The organism is Streptomyces sp. NPDC001027 (assembly GCF_040299045.1).
GTDB lineage: Bacteria > Actinomycetota > Actinomycetes > Streptomycetales > Streptomycetaceae > Streptomyces.
In genome coordinates, this window is the sequence record NZ_JBEPBI010000009.1 from 1 (window position 1) to 19,758 (window position 19,758).

At 71.8% G+C, this 19,758-nt stretch carries 14 protein-coding genes; 3 read left to right on the forward strand and 11 right to left on the reverse strand.

Annotated features, from left to right (window positions below):
- Positions 1-55: 55 nt before the first annotated feature.
- A complete protein-coding gene (locus ABT300_RS04980) occupies positions 56-1,540 on the reverse strand; it encodes a ricin-type beta-trefoil lectin domain protein (protein WP_351672230.1) in 1,485 nt (494 codons plus the stop codon).
- Positions 1,541-2,048: 508 nt separating this feature from the next.
- Positions 2,049-3,650, reverse strand: a complete 1,602-nt coding sequence (locus ABT300_RS04985) for a sigma-70 family RNA polymerase sigma factor (protein ID WP_351672232.1) — start codon at positions 3,648-3,650, stop codon at positions 2,049-2,051.
- Positions 3,651-4,011: 361 nt separating this feature from the next.
- On the opposite strand from ABT300_RS04985, the gene ABT300_RS04990 reads away from it, so the two are divergent.
- The 3 genes from ABT300_RS04990 to ABT300_RS05000 all read left to right on the forward strand — a co-directional run bounded on the left by ABT300_RS04990 (position 4,012) and on the right by ABT300_RS05000 (position 8,284).
- Positions 4,012-5,442: a glycoside hydrolase family 43 protein gene (locus ABT300_RS04990; RefSeq protein WP_351672234.1), complete on the forward strand. Its 1,431-nt coding sequence runs from the start codon at positions 4,012-4,014 to the stop codon at positions 5,440-5,442.
- Between the two features lie 305 nt (positions 5,443-5,747).
- Positions 5,748-7,244 carry a cytochrome ubiquinol oxidase subunit I gene (locus ABT300_RS04995; protein WP_351672236.1) on the forward strand — a complete coding sequence of 499 codons (1,497 nt, stop codon included), beginning with the start codon at positions 5,748-5,750 and terminating at the stop codon, positions 7,242-7,244.
- The gene (locus ABT300_RS05000; protein ID WP_351672238.1) at positions 7,241-8,284 is read left to right on the forward strand and encodes a cytochrome d ubiquinol oxidase subunit II; all 1,044 of its coding nucleotides are present in this window, start codon (positions 7,241-7,243) and stop codon (positions 8,282-8,284) included. Before ABT300_RS04995 ends, ABT300_RS05000 begins: the two co-directional genes overlap by 4 nt.
- A 50-nt stretch (positions 8,285-8,334) precedes the next feature.
- On the opposite strand, the gene ABT300_RS05005 is transcribed toward ABT300_RS05000, so the two are convergent.
- From ABT300_RS05005 to ABT300_RS05045, 9 genes are all read right to left on the reverse strand, one after another.
- Positions 8,335-9,915: a GMC oxidoreductase gene (locus tag ABT300_RS05005; protein WP_351672342.1), complete on the reverse strand. Its 1,581-nt coding sequence runs from the start codon at positions 9,913-9,915 to the stop codon at positions 8,335-8,337.
- Positions 9,916-10,045: 130 nt separating this feature from the next.
- Positions 10,046-10,996, reverse strand: coding sequence for a cyclase family protein (locus ABT300_RS05010; protein WP_351672240.1), 951 nt, complete (start codon positions 10,994-10,996; stop codon positions 10,046-10,048).
- 182 nt (positions 10,997-11,178) lie between these two features.
- Positions 11,179-12,003 carry an ABC transporter ATP-binding protein gene (locus tag ABT300_RS05015; RefSeq protein WP_351672242.1) on the reverse strand — a complete coding sequence of 275 codons (825 nt, stop codon included), beginning with the start codon at positions 12,001-12,003 and terminating at the stop codon, positions 11,179-11,181.
- Positions 12,003-13,859: a dipeptide/oligopeptide/nickel ABC transporter permease/ATP-binding protein gene (locus tag ABT300_RS05020; RefSeq protein WP_351672244.1), complete on the reverse strand. Its 1,857-nt coding sequence runs from the start codon at positions 13,857-13,859 to the stop codon at positions 12,003-12,005. Before ABT300_RS05020 ends, ABT300_RS05015 begins: the two co-directional genes overlap by 1 nt.
- Positions 13,849-14,892: an ABC transporter permease gene (locus ABT300_RS05025; RefSeq protein ID WP_351672246.1), complete on the reverse strand. Its 1,044-nt coding sequence runs from the start codon at positions 14,890-14,892 to the stop codon at positions 13,849-13,851. Before ABT300_RS05025 ends, ABT300_RS05020 begins: the two co-directional genes overlap by 11 nt.
- A complete protein-coding gene (locus ABT300_RS05030) occupies positions 14,889-16,316 on the reverse strand; it encodes an amidase (protein WP_351672248.1) in 1,428 nt (475 codons plus the stop codon). Before ABT300_RS05030 ends, ABT300_RS05025 begins: the two co-directional genes overlap by 4 nt.
- A gap of 130 nt (positions 16,317-16,446) precedes the next feature.
- Entirely contained in the window at positions 16,447-18,000 is a 1,554-nt protein-coding gene (locus ABT300_RS05035) for an ABC transporter substrate-binding protein (RefSeq protein WP_351672250.1), read from the reverse strand.
- Positions 18,001-18,366: 366 nt separating this feature from the next.
- The gene (locus ABT300_RS05040) at positions 18,367-19,050 is read right to left on the reverse strand and encodes a TetR/AcrR family transcriptional regulator (RefSeq protein ID WP_351672252.1); all 684 of its coding nucleotides are present in this window, start codon (positions 19,048-19,050) and stop codon (positions 18,367-18,369) included.
- A gap of 242 nt (positions 19,051-19,292) precedes the next feature.
- A complete protein-coding gene (locus tag ABT300_RS05045) occupies positions 19,293-19,748 on the reverse strand; it encodes a (2Fe-2S)-binding protein (protein WP_351672254.1) in 456 nt (151 codons plus the stop codon).
- Positions 19,749-19,758: the final 10 nt, after the last annotated feature.

A 19,758-nucleotide genomic window follows, 5' to 3' on the forward strand; every position in this document is an offset into this window, starting at 1 on the left:
CCGGCGAGGTGTTCGCCGGGCCCGCACGGTTCGGATCAGAGGTCGGGCGACGGCGTCAGCTCCTGGCCCACTGCTGGTTGGCGCTTCCGTTGCAGTACCAGACGTCGACCGACGTGCCGTTGCCGGTGCCCGCGCCGGCCGCGTCCAGGCACAGGGCCGGGTTCGCGACGCTGGTCACCGAGAGGTCCGCGTTGACGTTCCACTGCTGTGCCGTCGCGCCGGTGCAGTCGGAGATGACCACCGGGTCCCCCGCCGAGGCTCCGGTGCCTCCCACCGTCATGCACTTGTCGCCGTAGACGGTGAGCTGCTTGCCCGCGTTCCAGTTCCAGGTCTGGTTGCCGCCGTCGTTGCAGTCCCACAGGTCGAGCTGGGTGCCGTTGGTCGTGCTGAAGCCGGGCACGTCGACGCAGCGGCCCGAGCCCACTCCGCGCAGCACCTCACCGGGAGGCGCGGGCGGCAGGTTGTTGACGGGCGGGGTCTTGCCGAAGCCGTAGCCCCAGCGCAGCAGCGCGACTCCGGTGGCGCTGTTGTCCACCAGGTTGCCCTTGGCGTCCAGCGACTCGATCGAGTAGGCGTCGCCGAACCGCAGGCCCGGCCAGTACACCAGCCCCATCCCCTTGCTGCGGGCGGTGTTCGCGACGGCCGCGAGGTACGAGGTGTAGACGTTGCCGTTCCACGCGCCGTAGTTCAGACCGATGGTCATCGGGGCGCCGGCCTCGTCGATGACGGTCCGCCCGGCGTACTTGCCGAGGCGGGCCTCCAGGTCGGCGGTCCAGTCCGACTGCTTGGTGTACTTGTTCCAGAAGCCGTAGAAGTGCAGCGACAGCAGCGTCCCCCGCAGTGCGCGGGCCGCGCCGACGCCGGTGACGTTGTCGTTGTAGCCGGTGCCACTGATCACGACTCGGCCGCGCGGCACGTCCTTGTGCTGGGCCAGCCAGCCGCTGGTGACGCCTACCCACTGGTCCAGGGTGTAGCCGTGCGGCTCGTTCATGGGCTCGAAGTAGACGCGCGGGTTGTGCTTGTACGCACGCACCACCGTGTTCCACATCTTCTTCCAGGCGGCCGTGTCGTCGACCAGGCCGTCCTTGCTGGTGTCGGCCTCCCAGTAGCTGACGATGACCTTGTCGCCGTGGGCCGTGGCCGCGTCGATGGTCGCCCGGTACGACTTCCACCAGGCAGTGCCCACGCTCGCCGGGTTGATCGGCAGGCGCAGCGTGTTGGCGCCCAGGTTCTTCTTGAAGCCGCTCACCATGCGGGTGGCGGTGCGGTACACCGTGCGGTAGTCGTCGGTCACCTTCAGCCCGCTGGGCACCACGGCGTCGCTCGCGTAGTTGTCCCTCGGGTCGGCCCAGTTCACCCCGCGGAAGTCACTCGTACCGCCCTTGGACGCGGGCTTGGCCGGCGCGTACGAGCCGGCCTGCGCCGGGGCGGCCTGCTGGGCGAGGGCGGGTGCGGGGGCGGACAGCAACATGAGTGTCGCGCCGAAGCCGGCCATGAGCACACTGGCCAGTCTTCTCGACCTCGTCGGGGTCTTGGTCATGTCGTCTCCAGTGACGGAAATCGCGGGGCGCCGTGCGGGTTCGTCACCTGAAGCCGAGGCAGTGAGGAACCAGGGTCCGGGTCCGGGCACAGCTGGTTCGGACCCTTGTGAACCGGCCATGGTTACGTAACCATGGCCGGACACTGGCACGTCGGCCGCACCGGTGACAAGACCTGTGACCGGTTCGGGAGGAGGACAGCCCCTTTGCTCCGCCGGGGAGGCGCGGTCAGGCCCAGGGGCCGACCGGCGTGAGGGAACTGTCGGGCGCGAAAGGCAGCGCTGTCCTGGTAGGGGCCGGCGGAGACCGGGTCGATGCCGCTCGGCGTGGGGACGACCTTCTCGATCAGGCCGTCGGCGCCGAACTCCGTCTTGTCGACGGTGTTTTCACGGTGGGTGCCGTCGCCGCTGGACCCTTTGCGAACAATGTCAGATAGGTCGAACAGCCCCTGACGTGTCCCCGCTCGACTGACGCAGCGTCACGGAGTCCTCACGGCAAGGCAGTTCGGCGTCAGATCCAGGGCTGCACCACGACGAACGAGCGGCTCGCCCGGTACGCGACCGTGTTCTCGGAAGGATCGAGCCACAGCTGGAGGTCGTCGCGGTGGCGCAGGTAGCGGCCGGGGTAGTTGTACGACTCCAGGGAGACCGAACCGGCCGTGGAACCGGAACGGGGGCAGAAGGTGGCGTCCTTCCGGAAGATGGCGGATCCGTCGTCGGCGTCCAGCCGGATGCGGAACGCGTAGTGCCGCACATACCTGCCCTCGGCGTCCCTGAGCGAGTAGCAGCGGGGGTCGGCCAGGCCGGGAACGAACGTGAAGGCGGCCGCCCGGCGGACAGCGGCGGAGCTGGTCGCCCCGACGGGACTCAGGACGCCGAACCGGCCGGACCGGCTCACGTAGCCGCCCCGGTCGTCGACCGACCGCAGGGCATGCCGCCCCGAGATCCGCGTCGCGGCCGTCGCGGTCGGAGCCGCCGCGGACGCCCGCGTCGTCGGCGTCGGCTTCGATGTCGGCGTCGGCGTCCGTGAGGCGGAGGTTCTCGGGGACGCCGGCGCGGACGAGACGGCGGGCGACAGCGGAGCCGCGACGGCAGGGCGCGGGACCGGCTCGTGCGATCCGGCGGTGGCGTACCAGGCGGCTCCGGCGACCGCGAGTGTGACGGCGGCTGCGGCCGCGGTCGCCGCGGGCTTGGCGGCCAGCTTGCCGAGCGTCCGCGCCGCACGACTCGCGTCGCCCACCGCACGGCTCGCGTCGCCCGCGGTTCGCGCGCTCGCGCCGCCGGCCGCCCCGGCCGAGTTCGCCTCCAGCACCCTGGCCAGCACCAGTCCCGTCAGGGCGACCGGCGCCGGCACCAGCGCGAGGCCGGCCAGCAGGCCCTCGGCCGGAACGAGGTCGGAGGAGTTCGACAGGCACTGCGGGCAGTCCCGGACATGGCGCGCCAGCCGCTTGCGCCACAGCCCGGACGGCCGCCCGTCCCAGGAGGCGAGCACGGCGGCGAGGTCGGGACAGCGCGGCGAGGCCGTGACGGCCCGGACGACGGCGCGCGCCGTCTCCAGCCGTTCCTTGACCCGCTGGACCCGGACCGCGGCATGCTGCGGCGCGAGGCCGCAGGCCTCCGAGAGCTCGCCGCGGGTCAGCTCGCCGGCGCGCTCCATCCACCACAGCGCGAGCACCTCGCGCTCCTCGTCCTCCAGCCAGCGGGTCGCCTCGACCGCTTCGCGCCGCTGGCCCGACAGCGCGAGCCGGAGCACCACCAGGTCGGAGAAGTCGGCCTGCGGGTCCGTGTCGTGGGCGCTCTCCTCCAGAGGCTCCGCGGTGTGCCAGGTCCGCCCCTTGCGCCACCGGTCGCGGATCTGGCGCACGGTGATGGCGACGAGCCAGGACCGGAACCGATCCGGTCGCTCCAGCCCGGGCAACCCGTCCAGGACCCGCATCATCGTCTCCTGGACCACGTCGTCGACGTCGCTGTGGCCGTTCAGGGCCCGCCCGACGATGTTGTAGACCAGCGGCAGAGAGTCCCGTACGAGCTGTTCCGAGGCCTCTCGGTCCCCGGCCCGCGCCGCCATGACGACGGCGACGTCCGACCGTTCCCGCGCGTCCTGCGAGCGCACCCAGCCTCACCTGTCCCGTCGCCGTGCCGATCTGTCGCTGTCGCGGGCGACAGTGTGCCAGGAGCGAAGCCCGGACGGTCCGCTCGGGTCGCTCCCGGGCGCCGCCCCACGCGTTCCTCGGTCCGACGATTTGCGCACGGCGATTTCCGCCGGGCGTTTTCCGTTATGCGCGACGCTCCGGCGCGTCTCCCCTGCGTACGCCGCGAATCCTCTCTCTTGACACCCGTTCTTACCTCGCTCTAACTTCTTGCCGACTTTACGAACAATGTCCGTAATTTCGAACGACGTGACCGACCCGGTCACACGCCCGGCACTCCGCTTTCCCCCCGTCCCGGCACCCGCACTCAGACAGGAAATGCGCATGTCAAGGGTTCTCACCCGGCTGGCGGCGATACTCGTCGCCGTCGGCCTCTTCTTCACCTCGCAGTCCCTCACCGCTCCCCAGCAGGCCGCCGCCGCCGACCCCGGCTACCTGATGGTGCACTTCATCGGTGAGGGGGCGACCAACCAGCAGATGTATCTCTCGCACAGCACGGACGGCCTGCACTGGAGCGACCTCAACGGCGGCGGCATGGTGCTGCGCTCCACGATCGGCACCAAGGGGGTGCGCGACCCCGCACTCGTGAGGTCCCCCGACGGCAGCAAGTACTGGATCATCGCGACCGACCTGTGCATCAGCTGCGGGCAGGACTGGAACGCCTCCATCAACAACGGCAGCCGGAACCTGGTGGTGTGGGAGTCCACGGACCTGGTCACCTGGTCGCAGCCGTGGCTGCTCAACGTCGCCGGCGCGATCCCCGACGGCCGCAACGCCTGGGCCCCCGAGGCGATCTGGGACCCCCAGACCAACGACTACGTCCTGTACTGGGCGACGAACGTGCCCTTCAACGGCAAGACCAAGCACCGCATCTTCTACGCCCGCACCAGCGACTTCCACACGATCAGCGCCCCGCAGATCTACATCGACCGCCCCGGCGCCCAGGAGATCATCGACACCCAGATCATCGAGATGCCCGCCGGCGTGGGCGACTACCGCTACGTGCGGGCCTCCGGCGACGGACAGATCACCCTCGAAGGCAGCAACTCCATCCTGGGAACATGGACCGACCTCGGCAACCTCTCCGGCATCGGCCTGACCGGCGCGATGGTCGAGGGCCCGATGTGGATGAAGTTCAACGGGCAGAACAAGTGGGGCCTCTACCTCGACCAGTACGCCTCCAGCCGCGGCTACATGCCCGTCCTGACGACCGACCCGTCCAACCCCGCCTCCTACCAGACGCAGGCTGCGGGAAACTACAACATGGGCGGCACGAAGAAGCGCCACGGCTGGATCCTCAACCTGACGGCCGCCGAGGAGAGCCGTGTCCTCGCCCGCTGGCCCAACACCCCGGCCCAGCGCCTGCAGTCGTTCAACTTCCAGGACCGGTACGTGCGGCACGCGAACATGGACGTGCGCATCGACCAGAACGTCACCAGCGATGACGCCAAGTTCCGGATGCGGCCGGGTCTGGCCGGGACGGGCACCGTGTCCTTCGAGTCGGTGAACTTCCCCGGCTACTTCCTGCGTCACGCCAACTACGACTTCCAGCTGGTCTACAACGACGGCAGCGCGCAGTTCGCCGCCGACGCCACCTTCCGCCAGGTCGCCGGCCTCGCCGACCCGACCTGGTCGTCGTTCCAGTCCTACAACCACCCCGACCACTACATCCGCCACTACGCCTACCAGCTCCGCCTCGACCCCATCACCACCGCGACGGGACGCAGCGACGCCACCTTCCGCCTGACGAGCTGACCCCGACCCCGACACCGACACCGACACCGAATCAGATCACCGACACCGCCAGGGATGCCGGCGCCTGCACAGGAGGCGCCGGCATCCCTGTGCGTCGTCACCGGTCGCGACCGCGACGAGACCCGTCGCGCCGGCCCGTAGCCCAGGCGTGTGACGTGCCCGGCCGAATGCGGCCGTGAGGCGTGCCGCTCTGTCCCGCACACGGCGCAGGATGTTTTGGTCGGAAACGCCGGGCTGCGACGGCCCCTGCGTCCGACGACCGTTCCGCACCCCGCGTGCCTGCGGGGCAGACCCCCGAGGCGCACATGCTCAGCACAGCGGCCGCCCTCCTGGCGAGCACCCCGTCCCAGCTCCTGCCGGCGCGGGAGCTGATGGCCTTCACCCTGGCCTCGCACATCCTGCTGGTCCCGTTCGGCGTCGCACTGCCGTTCATCACCCTGCTCATGCACCACCGGGCGCTGCGCCGCGACGACCCCGTCGCCCTGACGCTCGCCCGGCGCTGGTCGGCGGTGATGGCGGTGCAGTTCGCGGTCGGCGTCGTCACCGGAACCGTGCTGTCCTTCGAGTTCGGCCTGCTGTGGCCCGGCATGATGGGCCGTTGGGGAGACGTCTTCGGCCTGGGATTCGGCGTCGAGGCGTGGGCGTTCTTCCTGGAGGCCGTCCTGATCGCGGTCTACCTCTACGGGTGGCGCCGGCTCAGGCCCTGGACCCACTTCTGGCTGGCCGTGCCGCTGCCGCTGGCGGCCCTGATGGGAGCGTTCGGAATCATCGCGGCCAACTCCTGGATGAACACCCCGCAGGGGTTCCGCCTGGACGCCCAGGGCCGTCCGGTTCAGGTGGACGTGCGGCAGGCGATCTTCACACCGATCTTCGGCGCGGAGTACTGGCACTTCGTGGTGGCGATGTTCCTGACCGCCGGCTACGTGGTGGCCGGCGTGTACGCGGTCGGCTGGCTGCGCGGGCGCCGCGACCGCTACCACCGGCTGGGGTTCACGCTGCCGTTCACGGTGGCCGCGATCCTCACGCCGGTGCAGTTCGTGCTCGGCGACTCCGCCGCCCGGGCCGTCTTCCACAAGCAGCCGGTCAAGTTCGCCGCCACGGAGCTCGTCTGGAAGACGGACACCCATGTGCCCGAGTACATGTTCGGTCGGCTGAACAGCGACGGGACGATCTCCGGCGGCCTGCGGATCCCCCAACTGGACTCGATCCTCGCCGGGTTCAAGCCCAGCACCGAGGTGACCGGGCTGACGTCGGTTGCGGCCGCCGACCGTCCCACCGTCCTGCAGGCCACCATCGCCCACTGGGCGTTCGACATCATGGTCACCATCGGCAGCCTGCTGATCCTGCTCGCCCTCTGGTACGGCTGGTGCCGGCTGCGGCGCCGCGACCTCCCCCGCAGCCGCTGGTTCTTCCGCTGCGCGGCGGTCGCCGGGGCCGCCTGCCTGGTGACGGTGGAATGCGGCTGGATCACCACGGAGGTCGGCCGCCAGCCCTGGATCGTCTACGACCACATGAGGGTGTCGGAAGCGGTGACCTCCACCGGCGCCGGGTCGCTGTGGACGATGCTCGGCATCGTCGTCCTCGTCTACGCGGCGGTCTTCGGCTCGTTCCTCGCGGTCGTCCTGAAGATGCGGACCGGCTGGCGTCGCGCGGACGAGGGGCGGGCCGCCGCGGGAGCCGTCTCGGCCCCGGAGACCGGCACGCCCTACGGCCCGAGCGAACCCGAGCCCACGGCCGCGGCCGCGGCCGCCCGGGCCCTGCCCGGCGAGGGGTCGGACCGCTCCACGGGCGGTGCGTCATGATGGCCGACCTCGTCGCCTGGGTCATGGTGATCGCGATCGCCGCCTACGCCTGCGCCGGGGGCACCGACTACGGCGCCGGCTTCTGGGACCTGCTGGCGGGCGGCACGGACCGCGGCCGACGGCCCCGGTGGCTCATCGACCATGCCATGGCGCCCGTCTGGGAGGCCAACAACGTCTGGTTGATCTTCGTCCTGGTCATCATGTGGACCGGCTTTCCGACGATGTTCCAGGCCGTCTTCAGCGCCCTGTGGCTGCCGCTCGCCCTCGCCTGCGTCGGCCTGGTGCTCCGGGGCGCCGGATTCGCCCTGCGCAAACCGACCCGCCGACTGGCCCAACGACGCGTCTTCGGCGCGACGTTCGCCGTGTCGTCGCTGCTCACGCCGTTCTTCTTCGGAGCGGCGCTCGGCGCCGTCGCCTCGGGCCGGGTCGCGGTCGGCACGACCGCCACGGCGGACGCCTGGGCCAATCCGACCTCGGTCCTGACGGGTCTGCTGGCGGTCGCCGCGACGGCGTTCCTCGGGGCGGTGTTCCTGTGCTCCGACGCGCTGCGGTTCGACGCCGACGACCTCGTCGGATACTTCCGGCTGCGCGCGACGACCGCCTTCGCCGCCGTCGTCGTCCTCGCGCTCATCGGCCTGCCCGTCACCCACCACGACGCCCGGTACGTCTGGGACGGCCTCACCGGGGGCGCGGGACTGCTGCTGGTCGCGGCGGCCGCGGTGTGCGGTCTGACCACCGTGCTGCTTCTGCTGCGCAGGTCCTACGGCTGGTCCCGGTACACGTCGGTGGCGAGCGTCGCCCTGATCGTCGGCGCCTGGGGCCTCGCACAACGCCCGTATCTGCTGCCCACGTCGCTGACGGTGGCGCAGGGGGCGGGCGCCTCCCACACCCTGCGCTGGCTGGGCATCGTCACGGCCATCGCCGTCGTGCTCGTCGGCCCGGCGCTGGCGGTGCTCTACCGGCTCGACACCATGGGCGAACTGGAGCCGCTCACCGAAGCCGACACCGGTGCCGCCAAAACCCCCGGCGACGGCCCCTGACGACGTCCGGCCGGTCCTCGCACGGACGGACCGGCCGGGCGTCGTCCCCGTCAGCCCAGCCGCGCGGCGATGTGGTCGCCGACCCGCAGGGCGTTCGCCATGGCGGTCAGCGACGGGTTCACCGCGCCGATGCTCGGGAAGAAGGCGGTGTCCACGACGTACAGATTGTCGAGGTCGTGAGCCTTGCAGTGGACGTCGAGGGCCGAACTCCTCGGATCCTCGCCGAACCGCACGGTGCCGGCCTGGTGCGCGGTGGCTCCGATCGGCATGCCCTTGTGCAGGTAGATGCTGTGCGACAGCAGACGGTCCTCGTGCATGCCCAGGCGCCCGAGCATGCCCTGCAGCTTGTGACGCAGGCGGTTCAGTCCGGCGATGTTGTTCTTCTCGTCGAGGGCCAGGTGGATGCGGTCGTCCCGGTCGAGGGTGACACGGCTCTCCGGCAACGGCAGGTCCTCCCCGCACAGCCAGAAGTCGACCGCGTGGTGGGCGAGCATCTCGAACGGCATGTCCGGCGCGACCGCGCCGGCCCAGCGCGGGGCCTCGCCGTGGATCTGGTCGGCGTCCGACTTGCCGAGCATCTGGATGCCGCCGAGCGGATACTCCCAGTCGTCCGCGCCCAGATACCAGTCGTGCAGGGCCAGGGTCTTCTGGAACCTGGTGGGGTTCGGCTCCCTGGACACCGCCATCAGCGCCTGGTTGTTGTGCCGCATGTAGTGGCGTCCCACGACGTCCGAGCTGTTGGCCAGACCGCCGGGATGTCTGTCGTTGGCCGAACGCAGCAGCAGGGCCGCGGAGTTGACCGCGCCACAGGCGACGACCACGATGTCCGCGCCGAACGACTCGGTCGTTCCGTCCTCGAACTCGGCGACGGTGCCGGTGACGTTGCGTCCGGTCGGATCGGTCTCCAGGCGCCGCACACGCGCGCCCGTCACCATCGTGACGTTGTCGTGCCGCAGCGCCGGGTCGACGCAGATGACCTGGGCGTCGGACTTGGCTCCCATCAGGCACGGGAAGCCGTCGACCCGGTCGCAGCGGATGCAGACGCTGGAACGGGTGGCCCCGCCGTGATCGTCCTGGGTGAGGTTCACGCCGATGGGCAGGTGGAAGGGGTGCATTCCCCTCTTCTCCAGGTCGTCGCTGAGCTGCTGGATGCGCGGCTCGTGCTCGACCGGGGGGTACGGGTACTGGCCGCCGGCCGGCCCCTCGGTCGGGTCCTCGCCGTGGCGCCCGTGCACCAGGTAGAGCTGCTCGGCCTGGGTGTAGTAGGGCTCCAGGTCCTCGTAACCGATCGGCCAGGCCGGTGAGACGCCGCCGTGGTGACGTATCTCGCCGAAGTCCTCGGGCCGGAGCCGGAAGAGCGCGGCACCGTAGAACTTGGTGTTGCCCCCGACGTAGTAGTTGACCTCCGGGGGGAACTCGTCGCCGTGCTTGTCGCACCAGAACTCCGGTGCGCGGTACTTCCCCTTGACGAAGACGGCGGTGGAATCCCAGTTGTCCCGTTCCCTCGGCAGATAGCCGCCGCGTTCCAGGATCAGGATCCGCTTGCCGGTGGGGGCCAGCCGGTGGGCGAGCGTGCCGCCGCCCGCGCCCGTGCCGATGATGATGACGTCGTAGTGGCGGTCGTCGACCATGAGGACATCCCGTTCGCAGAGCGCCCACCAGGGCGACAGGAACATTCATGCCTTTTTCGACGCTATCGGGCGCCGGCGGGGTCGGCGACTCGAAGGAGGCCGGCCATGCGCCCTTCCCGCCCGGGACGACTCAGAGAACGGCGATCGGGTTGACCGGTGAGCCGGTGGCGTGCGGCAGCCTCAGCGGAGCGACGACGCACAGGAACGACCAGCGCCCCTCCTCCTCGCAGACCTGCGCCAGGTCCTCGAACTGCAGGTAGTCCAGCAGGTGGAGGCCCATGGCGTGGATCGCGAGCACATGCACGGGGAAGTCGACGCCCTCGGTGCAGCTCGGGGCGGTGTCGTTGTTCCCGTCGCTGCCGAGCACCGACACCCGGCGGTCCGCCAGGAACTCCAGCGCGGTCGGATGCAGTCCCGCCCGCGCGTCCGCCGCGTGCCACGCCCCCAGTTCGGCACGGCGCCGGCGATGCCCGACACGAACGAACAGGAGGTCGCCCTCGCCCACGCGGACATGCTGGGCGGCCTCCGCCGCACCGAGGTCGTCGGCGCTCACGTGCTCGCCCGGTTCGAGCCACGGCACGCCGTGCAGCCGGGGGACGTCCAGCAGCACACCGCGTCCGACGATCCCGTCGTGAGCCGTCTCGATCGAGAGCGCGCCCGCGCCGTCCGCGGTGACGGTGTCCGCGCTCACGCCGCCGTGGAGCGTGCCGTCGTAGATCACATGGCACAGGGCGTCGACATGACTGTCTGCGTCCCCGTGCACGTTCATGGCGACGCTGTCCATGGCGAAGTGGAGTCCGCTCGCGGCGTCGCCGGGCTCTCGTGGCCAGGCGCGCATCCGGTGCCTCGCGGGCTCCGGATCGTCGGGGCCGGGCGCGGTCTGCACCGGCGCGGCCATCGTGACCGACCGGCCGGCGCGCACCTCGCGGTTGGCGGCCAGCACACGGGCGGGAGTGAGGGCCGACAGAGCGCCCCGGTCGCCCTCGGCCCAGGCGGCGCGCGAGGCCACGCGCCGGTACAGCGCGTCGAACTCGGCGGCGGTCAGCCGGGGTCGTCCCGTCGGCCGGGCATGGGTCGCCATGGCTGCTCCGGAATCCTGGGAGAAGCCCCCTGCGTCCACTATCGGTCACCCCGGTCGCGCCTGTCACATGGAAGCCGGCCTCGAGCACTCACCCCACAACCGTGCGGGGCCACGGGGCCGGGCGGCCCGCCGACCGGCGGGGGCCGGGCGGCGGGCCGGAAGCCGTGCCGTGCGCGGTCGGCTCACGCAGTGGCGGGCTCGTCGTCGAGGCGGAACCTCGGGTCGCCCGGGACGGACGCCAGGAGTCGGGCGGTGTACGGGTGGCTCGGCCCCGCGAAGGTCGCCGCCGTCGGACCGAGCTCGACGAGGTCCCCGTGCAGCAGGACCGCGACCGTGTCGCTGACGTGCCGGACGACGGCCAGGTCGTGCGAGATGAACAGCATCGTCAGCGACAGCCGTCGGCGCAGATCGGCGAGCAGGTTGAGAATCTCGGCCTGGGTCGTCAGGTCGAGCGCCGAGGTGATCTCGTCGGCGATGACGAACCGGGGACGCGGCGCGAGGGCCCGTGCGATGGCCAGCCGCTGCCGCTGGCCGCCGGAGAACTCGTGCGGGTAGCGGTCCATGGCGTCCGGGTCGAGGCTCACCTGGACGAGCAGCTCGGCGATCCGGGTCCGGACCGGTCCGACCCTGGCCCGGACCGGGTCGAGTGCCTCGGCGAGCGACTGCGCGACGGTGCGCCGCGGGTCGAACGAGGAGTACGGGTCCTGCGGAATCATCTGGACCGTCGCGGCTCCCGCCCGCCCGCGCGAGGTGCGCAGCGGGGCGCCGTCCACGAGGATCCGGCCGCTCGACGGCCTGTGGACGCCGACGAGGGTCCGCGCGAGCGTCGTCTTGCCGGACCCCGACTCGCCGACGAGGGCGAGGGTGCTGCCCCGGGGGATGTCGAACGAGACCCCCTTGAGCACCCTGCGGGCCGCGTCGCCGTGGCCGAGCTCGACGGTGAGATCCTCCACGCGCAGCAGCGGGGCGGCCGCCTGCGGGTCCGGTGCGATGGCGTTGCCGGACATCAGCGGCTCCCTTCCGCGGCCGGGGGGCGGTCCGCGGCTCTGTCGGAAAGGTCGTCGGAAAGGTCACCGGAAAGGCGGTCAGAAAGGTCGTCGGACAGGTCGTCGGGCAGCGCTCCGTCCAGCTGTGCGCACGGCGCGTCGGCCGTCCACCGGACCGCGCTGAGGGTCTCGCCGGCCTCGACCGCGGCGGGCGTCGCGGCGAGCAGTGCGCGGGTGTAGGGATGGGTGACCGTCCCCCGGCGCAGGTCGGCGCCCGTCGTCCGGTCGACGACCCGGCCGCCGTGCAGCACCAGCACGGTGTCGCAGAGCACGCCGACCACGCCGATGTCGTGCGAGATGAACAGCATCGCCGTGCCGTGCTCGCGGTTGATGCGCCGGAACTGGCGCAGCACCTCCGCCTGGACGGTGACGTCGAGTGCCGTCGTCGGCTCGTCGGCGATGAGCAGCCGCGGGTTCGTCGTCATCGCGGAGGCGATCGAGGCGCGCTGGAGCATGCCGCCGCTCAGCTCGTGCGGGTGCTGGCGCAGCCGCCGCTCCGGCTCGGTGACGTGGATGTCGGCGAGGGCGCGCACCATGTCCCGGGCCGCCTGACGCCGGGGTTTCCCGAGGTGGACCCTGGCCACCTCGGTGAGCTGGGCGCCGAGCCTGAGCGCGGGGTTGAACGTGCCGATGGGGTCCTGGTAGACGATGCCGATCTCGGTCGCGAGGCGTCGCGCCTGCGGGGCCGCGAGCAGGTCGAGGTCGCCGAGGGCGAGGCGGGAGGCGTTCGCCCGCACGCCCTCGGGGAGCAGGCCCGCGACCGCCATGGCGATGGTGGACTTGCCCGAGCCCGACTCCCCGACGAGACCGACGATCTGACCGGCCCCGATGGTGAACGACACGTCGTCGACGAGTGTCCGGTCGCCGGCCCGCACGGTCAGTCCGGCGACGGTCAGCAGGCCGTCCGGCGCCTCGCCGTTCTGCGCCGGGGCGGCGAGGGCAGCCCCTCCCGCCGCGTCCGCGGCGCCGGCCGGTGCGGGCGCTGCGCCGCGGGTTCGCGGGTCGGCGAGCGAGGCCACGCCGTCGCCGAGGAGCATGGCGCCCACGCCGGTGACGATGAGCATGATCGACGGGGCGAGGACGAGCGACGGCTGGGCGAAGATCGACGGCAGGGCCTCGTTGAGCAGCCGGCCCCAGTCGTACTGCGGGTTCTGCACACCGAGGCCGACGAACGACAGGCTGCTGATGTCGAGCAGGGACAGGGTGAAGCTCGAACCGAGGAGCACCAGCAGCGGGCCGCTGATGTTCGGCAGGACGTGCCGGCCCAGGATGCGCAGGCCGGGAACGCCGAGCAGGCGCGCGGTGAGGACGTACTCCTTGTCCGCGACGGTCGCCGCCAGATTCGCCGTCAGCCGCGCGAACCCGGGGACGCCGGCGACGGCGATCGCGACGATCGCGGACCCCGTGCCCGGTCCGAGCACCGCCGCGATGACGAGGGCGAGGACGAGCGAGGGGAAGGCCACCGCCGAGTCGATGAGCCGCAGACAGGTCTCGCGCAGCCAGCCGGGCGCGAGGTGGACCAGCGCGCCGATCGCGACGCCGACGACGAACGAGGCGGCGGTGGCGGCGGCGGCCATGAGCAGGGTGAGCCGGGTCGCGACGAGGGCCCGGGCGAGGACGTCGCGGCCGAAGGCGTCGGTGCCGAGGAGATGGCCGGCGCCGGGGCCGAGGCGGGCGTTGTCGGTGAGGGTCTCCGCGGAGCTCCTCAGCAGCGGCGGGGCCACGAGGGCCACGACGAGGAGCAGTCCGAGGATGACGGCGCCGGACAGCAGCGACGGATTGCGGAGCCATCGGCGCACGCTTGTGTCAGTGGCCACGACGACCTCCCTCGAGGGTGCGGGGGTCGACGATCCCGAGGACGACGTCGACGAGGAGGTTGACGAGCAGGGCGAGCATGCCGACGACGAGGATGATGCCCTGGATCACCGGATAGTCCTTGTAGATGATCGCCTGGACGACCTCGGTGCCGAGCCCGGGATAGGTGAAGACGTTCTCCAGGATGATCGTCCCGCCGAGCAGCGACGTGAGGACGAGACCGCTCAGGGTGAGGACGCTCGTCACGAGGTTGGGCAGCGCGTGGCGCAGGTGGAGACGCACGGACCCCAGACGGTGGCCGCGGGCGGTCCTCATGTAGTCCTGGGTGAGCACCGACGCCGTCTCCTGCCGGACGACCCGCGCGATGGCGAAGGCCGGGCCGATGCAGAGCGCGGCGATCGGCAGGACGAGGGCGCTCGGCGTCGAGGCGCCGCCGGACGGCAGCAGCCCGAGGCTGATCGAGAACAGGACGACCAGGAGGGTCGCGACGACGTAGACCGGCGCGGACGCGAGAAGGCCCGCGACCGTGCCGAATCCGACGCCGAGCCGGCGGCGGCGTCCGTCACGGGTGAGGACGCCGACGGTCATGCCCAGCGGGACGGCGATGACCAGGGAGAGCAGGACGGCCGGGATGACGAGCTGGACGGTGTACGGCAACCGGGTCGCGACGATGTCCGCGACCGGGGTGTCGAACCGGAACGAGGTGCCGAGCCGTCCGGACGCGATGTCGCCGAGGTAGTGGACGAACCGTGTCGTCAACGGCTCGTCGAGGCCCAGCCGTTCGCGAATCGCCGCGAGCGTGGCCGGGGACGAGTTGGTGCCGGCGATGGCTCGGGCCGGGTCCCCTGGCAGCAGGGGCACGATGAGGAACGTCACGAGGACGAGCAGCAGCATGGACATCAGCAGGCCGCCCGCCCGGCGGACGGCGAACCCGGCCCAGCCCCCGCGCGGCCAGAGCCGAAGCCGCGGCCGGGGAACGCGCCGGCCGGGCGCGGCCGGCAGCGGTCCGGTCGGGACCGCGGACCCGGCGCTCACAGCGCCCCCGCGAGCGCCGCGTCGTCCGGGCGTCGCTCGTACCAGCGGAACCGAGGTTCGAGCTGGGCCGAGAGCCGCAGCAGAGTCGCCTCGTCGAAGGGCGCGCCGACGAGTTGCGCGCCGACCGGCAGGCCGTCCGCGGTCGTGTGGACGGGCAGCGAGACGGCGGGCAGCCCGGCGATGTTGGCGAACGCGGTGAACGAGACCATCCGGGTCTCGGTGTGCCGCGGGCCGTCCGGGTCGGAGTTCGCCTCGTCGTACACGGGGCCGACCGGCGGCGCGACGACCGCCGTGGTCGGGGTGAGGAGGACGTCGAAGTCCCTGCCCCACTGGGCGACGACGTCGCGTGACTCGGCCTGCAGGCGGGCCGCCGTCCGGGCGTAGTCGCCGGCGGTGACCTCGAGGGCGGTCTCCCGGCGGCGCCGGATGTAGGGGTCCACCGCCTCGGGGTCGTCGACCTCGATGGCGTAGGTGGAGGCGCTGATGACGGTCCAGGTGAAGCCCATGATCGCCTCGTACGAGAACATCTTCGGACGGGCCTCGACGACGTCGTGCCCGAGGTCGCGCAGCGCCTGCGCGGCCTTCAGCGCCGCCGTGCGGCACTCCTCGTCGACGGGCAGCCCGGTGGGTGCGTCGAGGAGCAGGCCGATCCGCAGCCGTCCGGGATCGGCGCCCACCTCCTCCAGGTACGGGCGCCCCGGGTCGGGCGCGCTGTACCAGGCGAGCCGGTCTGCACGGCCCATGACGTCGAGCATGAGGGCCGCGTCGTGGACGGTGCGGGTGATCGCGCCCTCGGTCGTCGAGTGCTCCCAGCCCCGCACGAACGCGGGCACGCGTCCCCGGCTCGGCTTGAGGCCCACGAGACCGGTGACGGACGCCGGGACGCGGATCGATCCGCCGCCGTCGGAGGCGTGCGCCACCGGGGCGAGTCCGGCCGCGACGGCCGCCGAGGCGCCGCCGCTGGACCCGCCGGAGGTGTGCGCCGGGTTCCACGGGTTGCGCGTCTTGCCGTGCCGGGCGTTCTCGGAGACGGTCAGCGCGCCGAACTCCGGCGAGTTGGTCCGGCCGAGGGGGATCGCTCCGGCGTCGAGGAGGAGCTGGACGTCGGGGTCGGTGACCGTCTGCGGGGTGTCCCGGATCGCCAGTGAGGACATCGTGTTGGGTTGTCCCGCGACGGAGTTGAGGTCCTTGATGGGGACGGGCACGCCGTGCAGCGGGCCGAGCGGTTCACCGCGCAGCACCGCCCGTTCGGCCCGGACGGCCGCCGCGCGCACGGCGTCGGCGTCGAGCCAGACGACGGCGTTGACGACCGGGTTGATCCGCTCGATGCGGTCGAGGTAGGTCTCGGCCACCTCCACCGGGCTGACCTCCTTCGTGCGCACGAGGTCGGCGATCTGCTGGGCGGTGCTGAATGGGTCGATCACCAGGGGACTCCTGTCGGAGAGTCGGAGAGGTCGAGGGTCTCGGTGCGGGACGCCGGACCGCGCGGGGTCTTCGCCCCGGGCGGCCCGGTCCGGCCGCGTGGTGCTGCGCCGCGTGCGGGCGGCCCGCCCGTCAGCCGGTGACGCGCAGGATGGGGTCGTCGAGCGAGCCGCCGAGCATCCGGGCGCTGAACCCCTTGCGGAGCGCGTAGATGAACGGGTCGTTGACCAGCGGCACCGCGTCCGCCTGCGAGATCAGGGCCTTGGCGGCCGTCTGGTACGCGGCGCAGCGGGCCTGCTCGGTCGTCGCTGCGGCGCCCTGGGCGAAGGCCTTGTCCACCACGGGGTTCTTCACCGCGCCGAGGTTGCCGCCGCCTTCCTGGACGGTCGGACCCACGAAGTGGGCGAGCGGGTTGGCCACGCTGCCGAGGAAGTTGAGGTCGGCGAAGACCGTGACGTCCCAGGCGTCGGGCTTGCCGAACACGGTCCCGACCCACGAGCCGACGTCGACGTTGGCGAGGGTGACGTCCGCGCCCGCGGCCCGCAGCGCCTCCTGGACGTACTGGTTTCCGGCGCCGGCCGGCCCGACGACCTGGGGGCCGACGATGCGGATCTTCTTGCCCTTGAGCACGTCGGCCGCCGCGGCCTTGTCCGTCGGCACGAGGAAGGAGGCGCCCGGGTCGTTGCAGGGGGTGGCCTTCTGCACGAACATCGTCGACGGTTCGCCGGTGTCCCTGGAGGCGACCTTGGCGAAGGCGGCGCGGTCGACGGCCTGGGCGACCGCCCGGCGGGCGGCGACGTCGGCGAAGACGGTGCCGGGTCGTTCGTTGAAGAGCAGGTAGAAGTCGGAGAACCGGCTGACGCTCACGGTGCGGCCGTCCACGCCGTCGAAGCGCGGGATGCCCGAGGCGTCGATCTTGCCGATGTCGAGCTGACCGCTCGTCACGAGGTTGCCGGTCGCCGTCGGGTCGGGCGAGACGAGGTACTCCAGCGTCGCGGCGACCTTGCCGGGGATCTTCGTGCGCCAGGCCGGCCAGGCCTTGTAGTCCGGGCGGAGCGTGTACGTGTACGAGACGCCGGACTGGGACTTCTGCAGAAGGTACGGGCCGGACTGGGAGCCCTTGGCCTTGCCCGCGGCAAGGGCCTTGAGGTCCTTGAGTCCCGCCGGGCAGACGATGCCCGTGCTCGCGACCGACAGGCCGGTGACCATGTCGCTCCACGGCCTGGCCAGCGTGATCGTCACCGTCCGCGCCGCGTCGTCGGCGCTCACCTTCACCGTGTTGCCGGGGCCGAAGACGGTGGGGAGGTCGGGCGCCGCCGTCTTCGGGTCGAGGTAGCGGTCGAGGGAGCCCTTGACGACCGTCGGCGTGATCGGCGTCCCGTCGGCGCAGGTCGCGTCGGTGCGCAGGGTGAACGTGGCCGAGGTCGGCGTGCTCTTCCACTGGGTGGCGAGACCGCCGACGAGACCGCCGTCGTCCTTGCGCACGAGGGTGTCGTAGCTGTCCCGGGCGAGCAGGTAGTCCGGCAGGGACAGGGCCTTGGCCGGGTCGAAGCCGGCCGGCACGTCGATCGTCGTCCGGATCTTCGTGGCGGTCGCGGCGCCGCCGCTGCTGCTCGTGTCTCCGGACGTCGATCCCGTGGTGGTGCAGCCGGCGAGCACGGCCGTCATGGCGACTGCTGCAGTCACGGGGACCGCACGAACACGGGTGGGGCGCATGGGTGCTCCTGGAGAGATTCAGGGCTCTGCGCAGGTCGGGATCGGGCGGGACGAGCGCGAGCAGTTCAGGGCGAGGGCGGTGCGCGCGGTCCTCTGCGGCTCGGTGTGCAAGCGAGCCGTGGAGCACTCGGTGTGCAGAGAATGCCGCCTAGTGAACGACGTAGTCAATAGCGTTAACTATCTCGGTGCACACCGATGCGCATCACGCTCCGAATCCGTCCCCCGGCCGTCCGTATGTCGGCCGTGCGGCGTCGCGGGCGGCCGCTCTGTTTCCCGGGGCAGGTGGCGGGGCGGCCCCGCGCCGGTCGGGCGGGTCGCGCCGCTCGCGTCAGCGCGTCAGTCGCGCGGGAGGGTCGCCGCCTCCGCCTCGAGGGCGGCGAGGAGGATGTCCGTCTGATGGCGGAAGACGTCGGTCATGTCGATCCTGCGCAGGTGTTCCTTCGCCGCCTCGGCGTAGGGGTAGAGGGCGGGATCCGTCGGCTGGTACTCCTGCACCCAGTTCGACTCGGCGCCGAACCGCTGGTTGACGAGCCGCCAGGCGTTGTTGCTCGCCATGGCGAGGATGAAGTTCGAGAACGCCTGGTAGTGCAGGACGGCGGCCCGGCCGCGCCAGCCGCCGAGGTGGAACGCCTCCAGGACGGCGTCGACGGCACGCAGCTCGTGAACGCCTCGGGTGACTCTGCCCATGCAGAGCGCGGCCGCCGCCGGGTGTTCCAGAGAGGTGTTCCAGGCGCGGATCGCCAGGTCCCGCAGCGACTCCGTCCACGACGCGTGCGGCTCGTACCCGTCCAGGGACATCCTGTCGAGCTCCTCGGCGACGGCGACCATGATGTGGTCGCGGTTCGCGAAGTGGCGGTAGACCGCGGTCGCGGAGGAGGACAGTTCCTTGCCGAGCCGCTGGAAGGTCAGCGCGTCCGGCCCGTCCTCGTCGAGGATCCTCAGCGCGGTCGCCACGATGAGCCCCTGGGAGAGGGTTCCCCGCTGGAGCCGCTTGGTCGACCGGCCTCCGGCGACTGCCACGCCGACACCTCCCCTCGGACGGACGGCGAGCCTGCGCCGCCGCAGCCTGCGCCTTTCCGCCGGCGACAGGGAGACCAGCGTAAGCGACCGCCTCCGAGCGGATCGTCCCGGCCGCGACACCGCGACACCGGGGGCCCACGTCCCCGGACCGTCGGGGGAAACGGCAGGGACGACGCATGACACCGTGACCGACGGTCAGCCGTCCGCCACGGCCGTCCGCCGCAGTGCACCACGGCCGTCCGTCAGCCGTTCGCCGCGGCCTTCTTGATCGCTTCGCGGATCCGGGAGTAGGTGCCGCAGCGGCAGACGTTCTCGATACGGTCGATGTCGGCGTCCGTCGGCTGGGGCGTCCTCTTCAGCAGGGCCACCGTGGCCATGATCTGGCCAGGCTGGCAGAAGCCGCACTGCGCGACATCGCCGTCGAGCCATGCCTGCTGCACGGGATGCAGCTTGTCGCCGTCGGCGAGGCCTTCGATCGTGGTGACCTCACGGCCCGCGCAGTCCGCGACCCGTACGACGCAGGGCTGGATCTCCTCGCCGTCGAGATGGCTCGTACAGGCGCGGCAGACGCCCACGCCGCAGCCGTACTTGGGCCCCGTGACGTCGAGCATGTCGCGCAGGACCCAGAGCACCGGCATGTCGGACGAGGCCTCGACCGTGACCGGCTTCCCGTTGAGGACGAAGGAGTAGGACGGCATCAGCACCTTC

Coding starts and splice junctions, on each gene's coding strand:
- ABT300_RS04995 (WP_351672236.1), top strand. CDS start 5,748: ATGCTCAGCACAGCGGCCGCCCTCCTGGCGAGCACCCCGTCCCAGCTC.
- ABT300_RS05005 (WP_351672342.1), bottom strand. CDS start 9,915: ATGGTCGACGACCGCCACTACGACGTCATCATCATCGGCACGGGCGCG.
- ABT300_RS05000 (WP_351672238.1), top strand. CDS start 7,241: ATGATGGCCGACCTCGTCGCCTGGGTCATGGTGATCGCGATCGCCGCC.
- ABT300_RS04990 (WP_351672234.1), top strand. CDS start 4,012: ATGTCAAGGGTTCTCACCCGGCTGGCGGCGATACTCGTCGCCGTCGGC.
- ABT300_RS05010 (WP_351672240.1), bottom strand. CDS start 10,996: ATGGCGACCCATGCCCGGCCGACGGGACGACCCCGGCTGACCGCCGCC.
- ABT300_RS04980 (WP_351672230.1), bottom strand. CDS start 1,540: ATGACCAAGACCCCGACGAGGTCGAGAAGACTGGCCAGTGTGCTCATG.
- ABT300_RS05045 (WP_351672254.1), bottom strand. CDS start 19,748: ATGCCGTCCTACTCCTTCGTCCTCAACGGGAAGCCGGTCACGGTCGAG.
- ABT300_RS05015 (WP_351672242.1), bottom strand. CDS start 12,003: ATGTCCGGCAACGCCATCGCACCGGACCCGCAGGCGGCCGCCCCGCTG.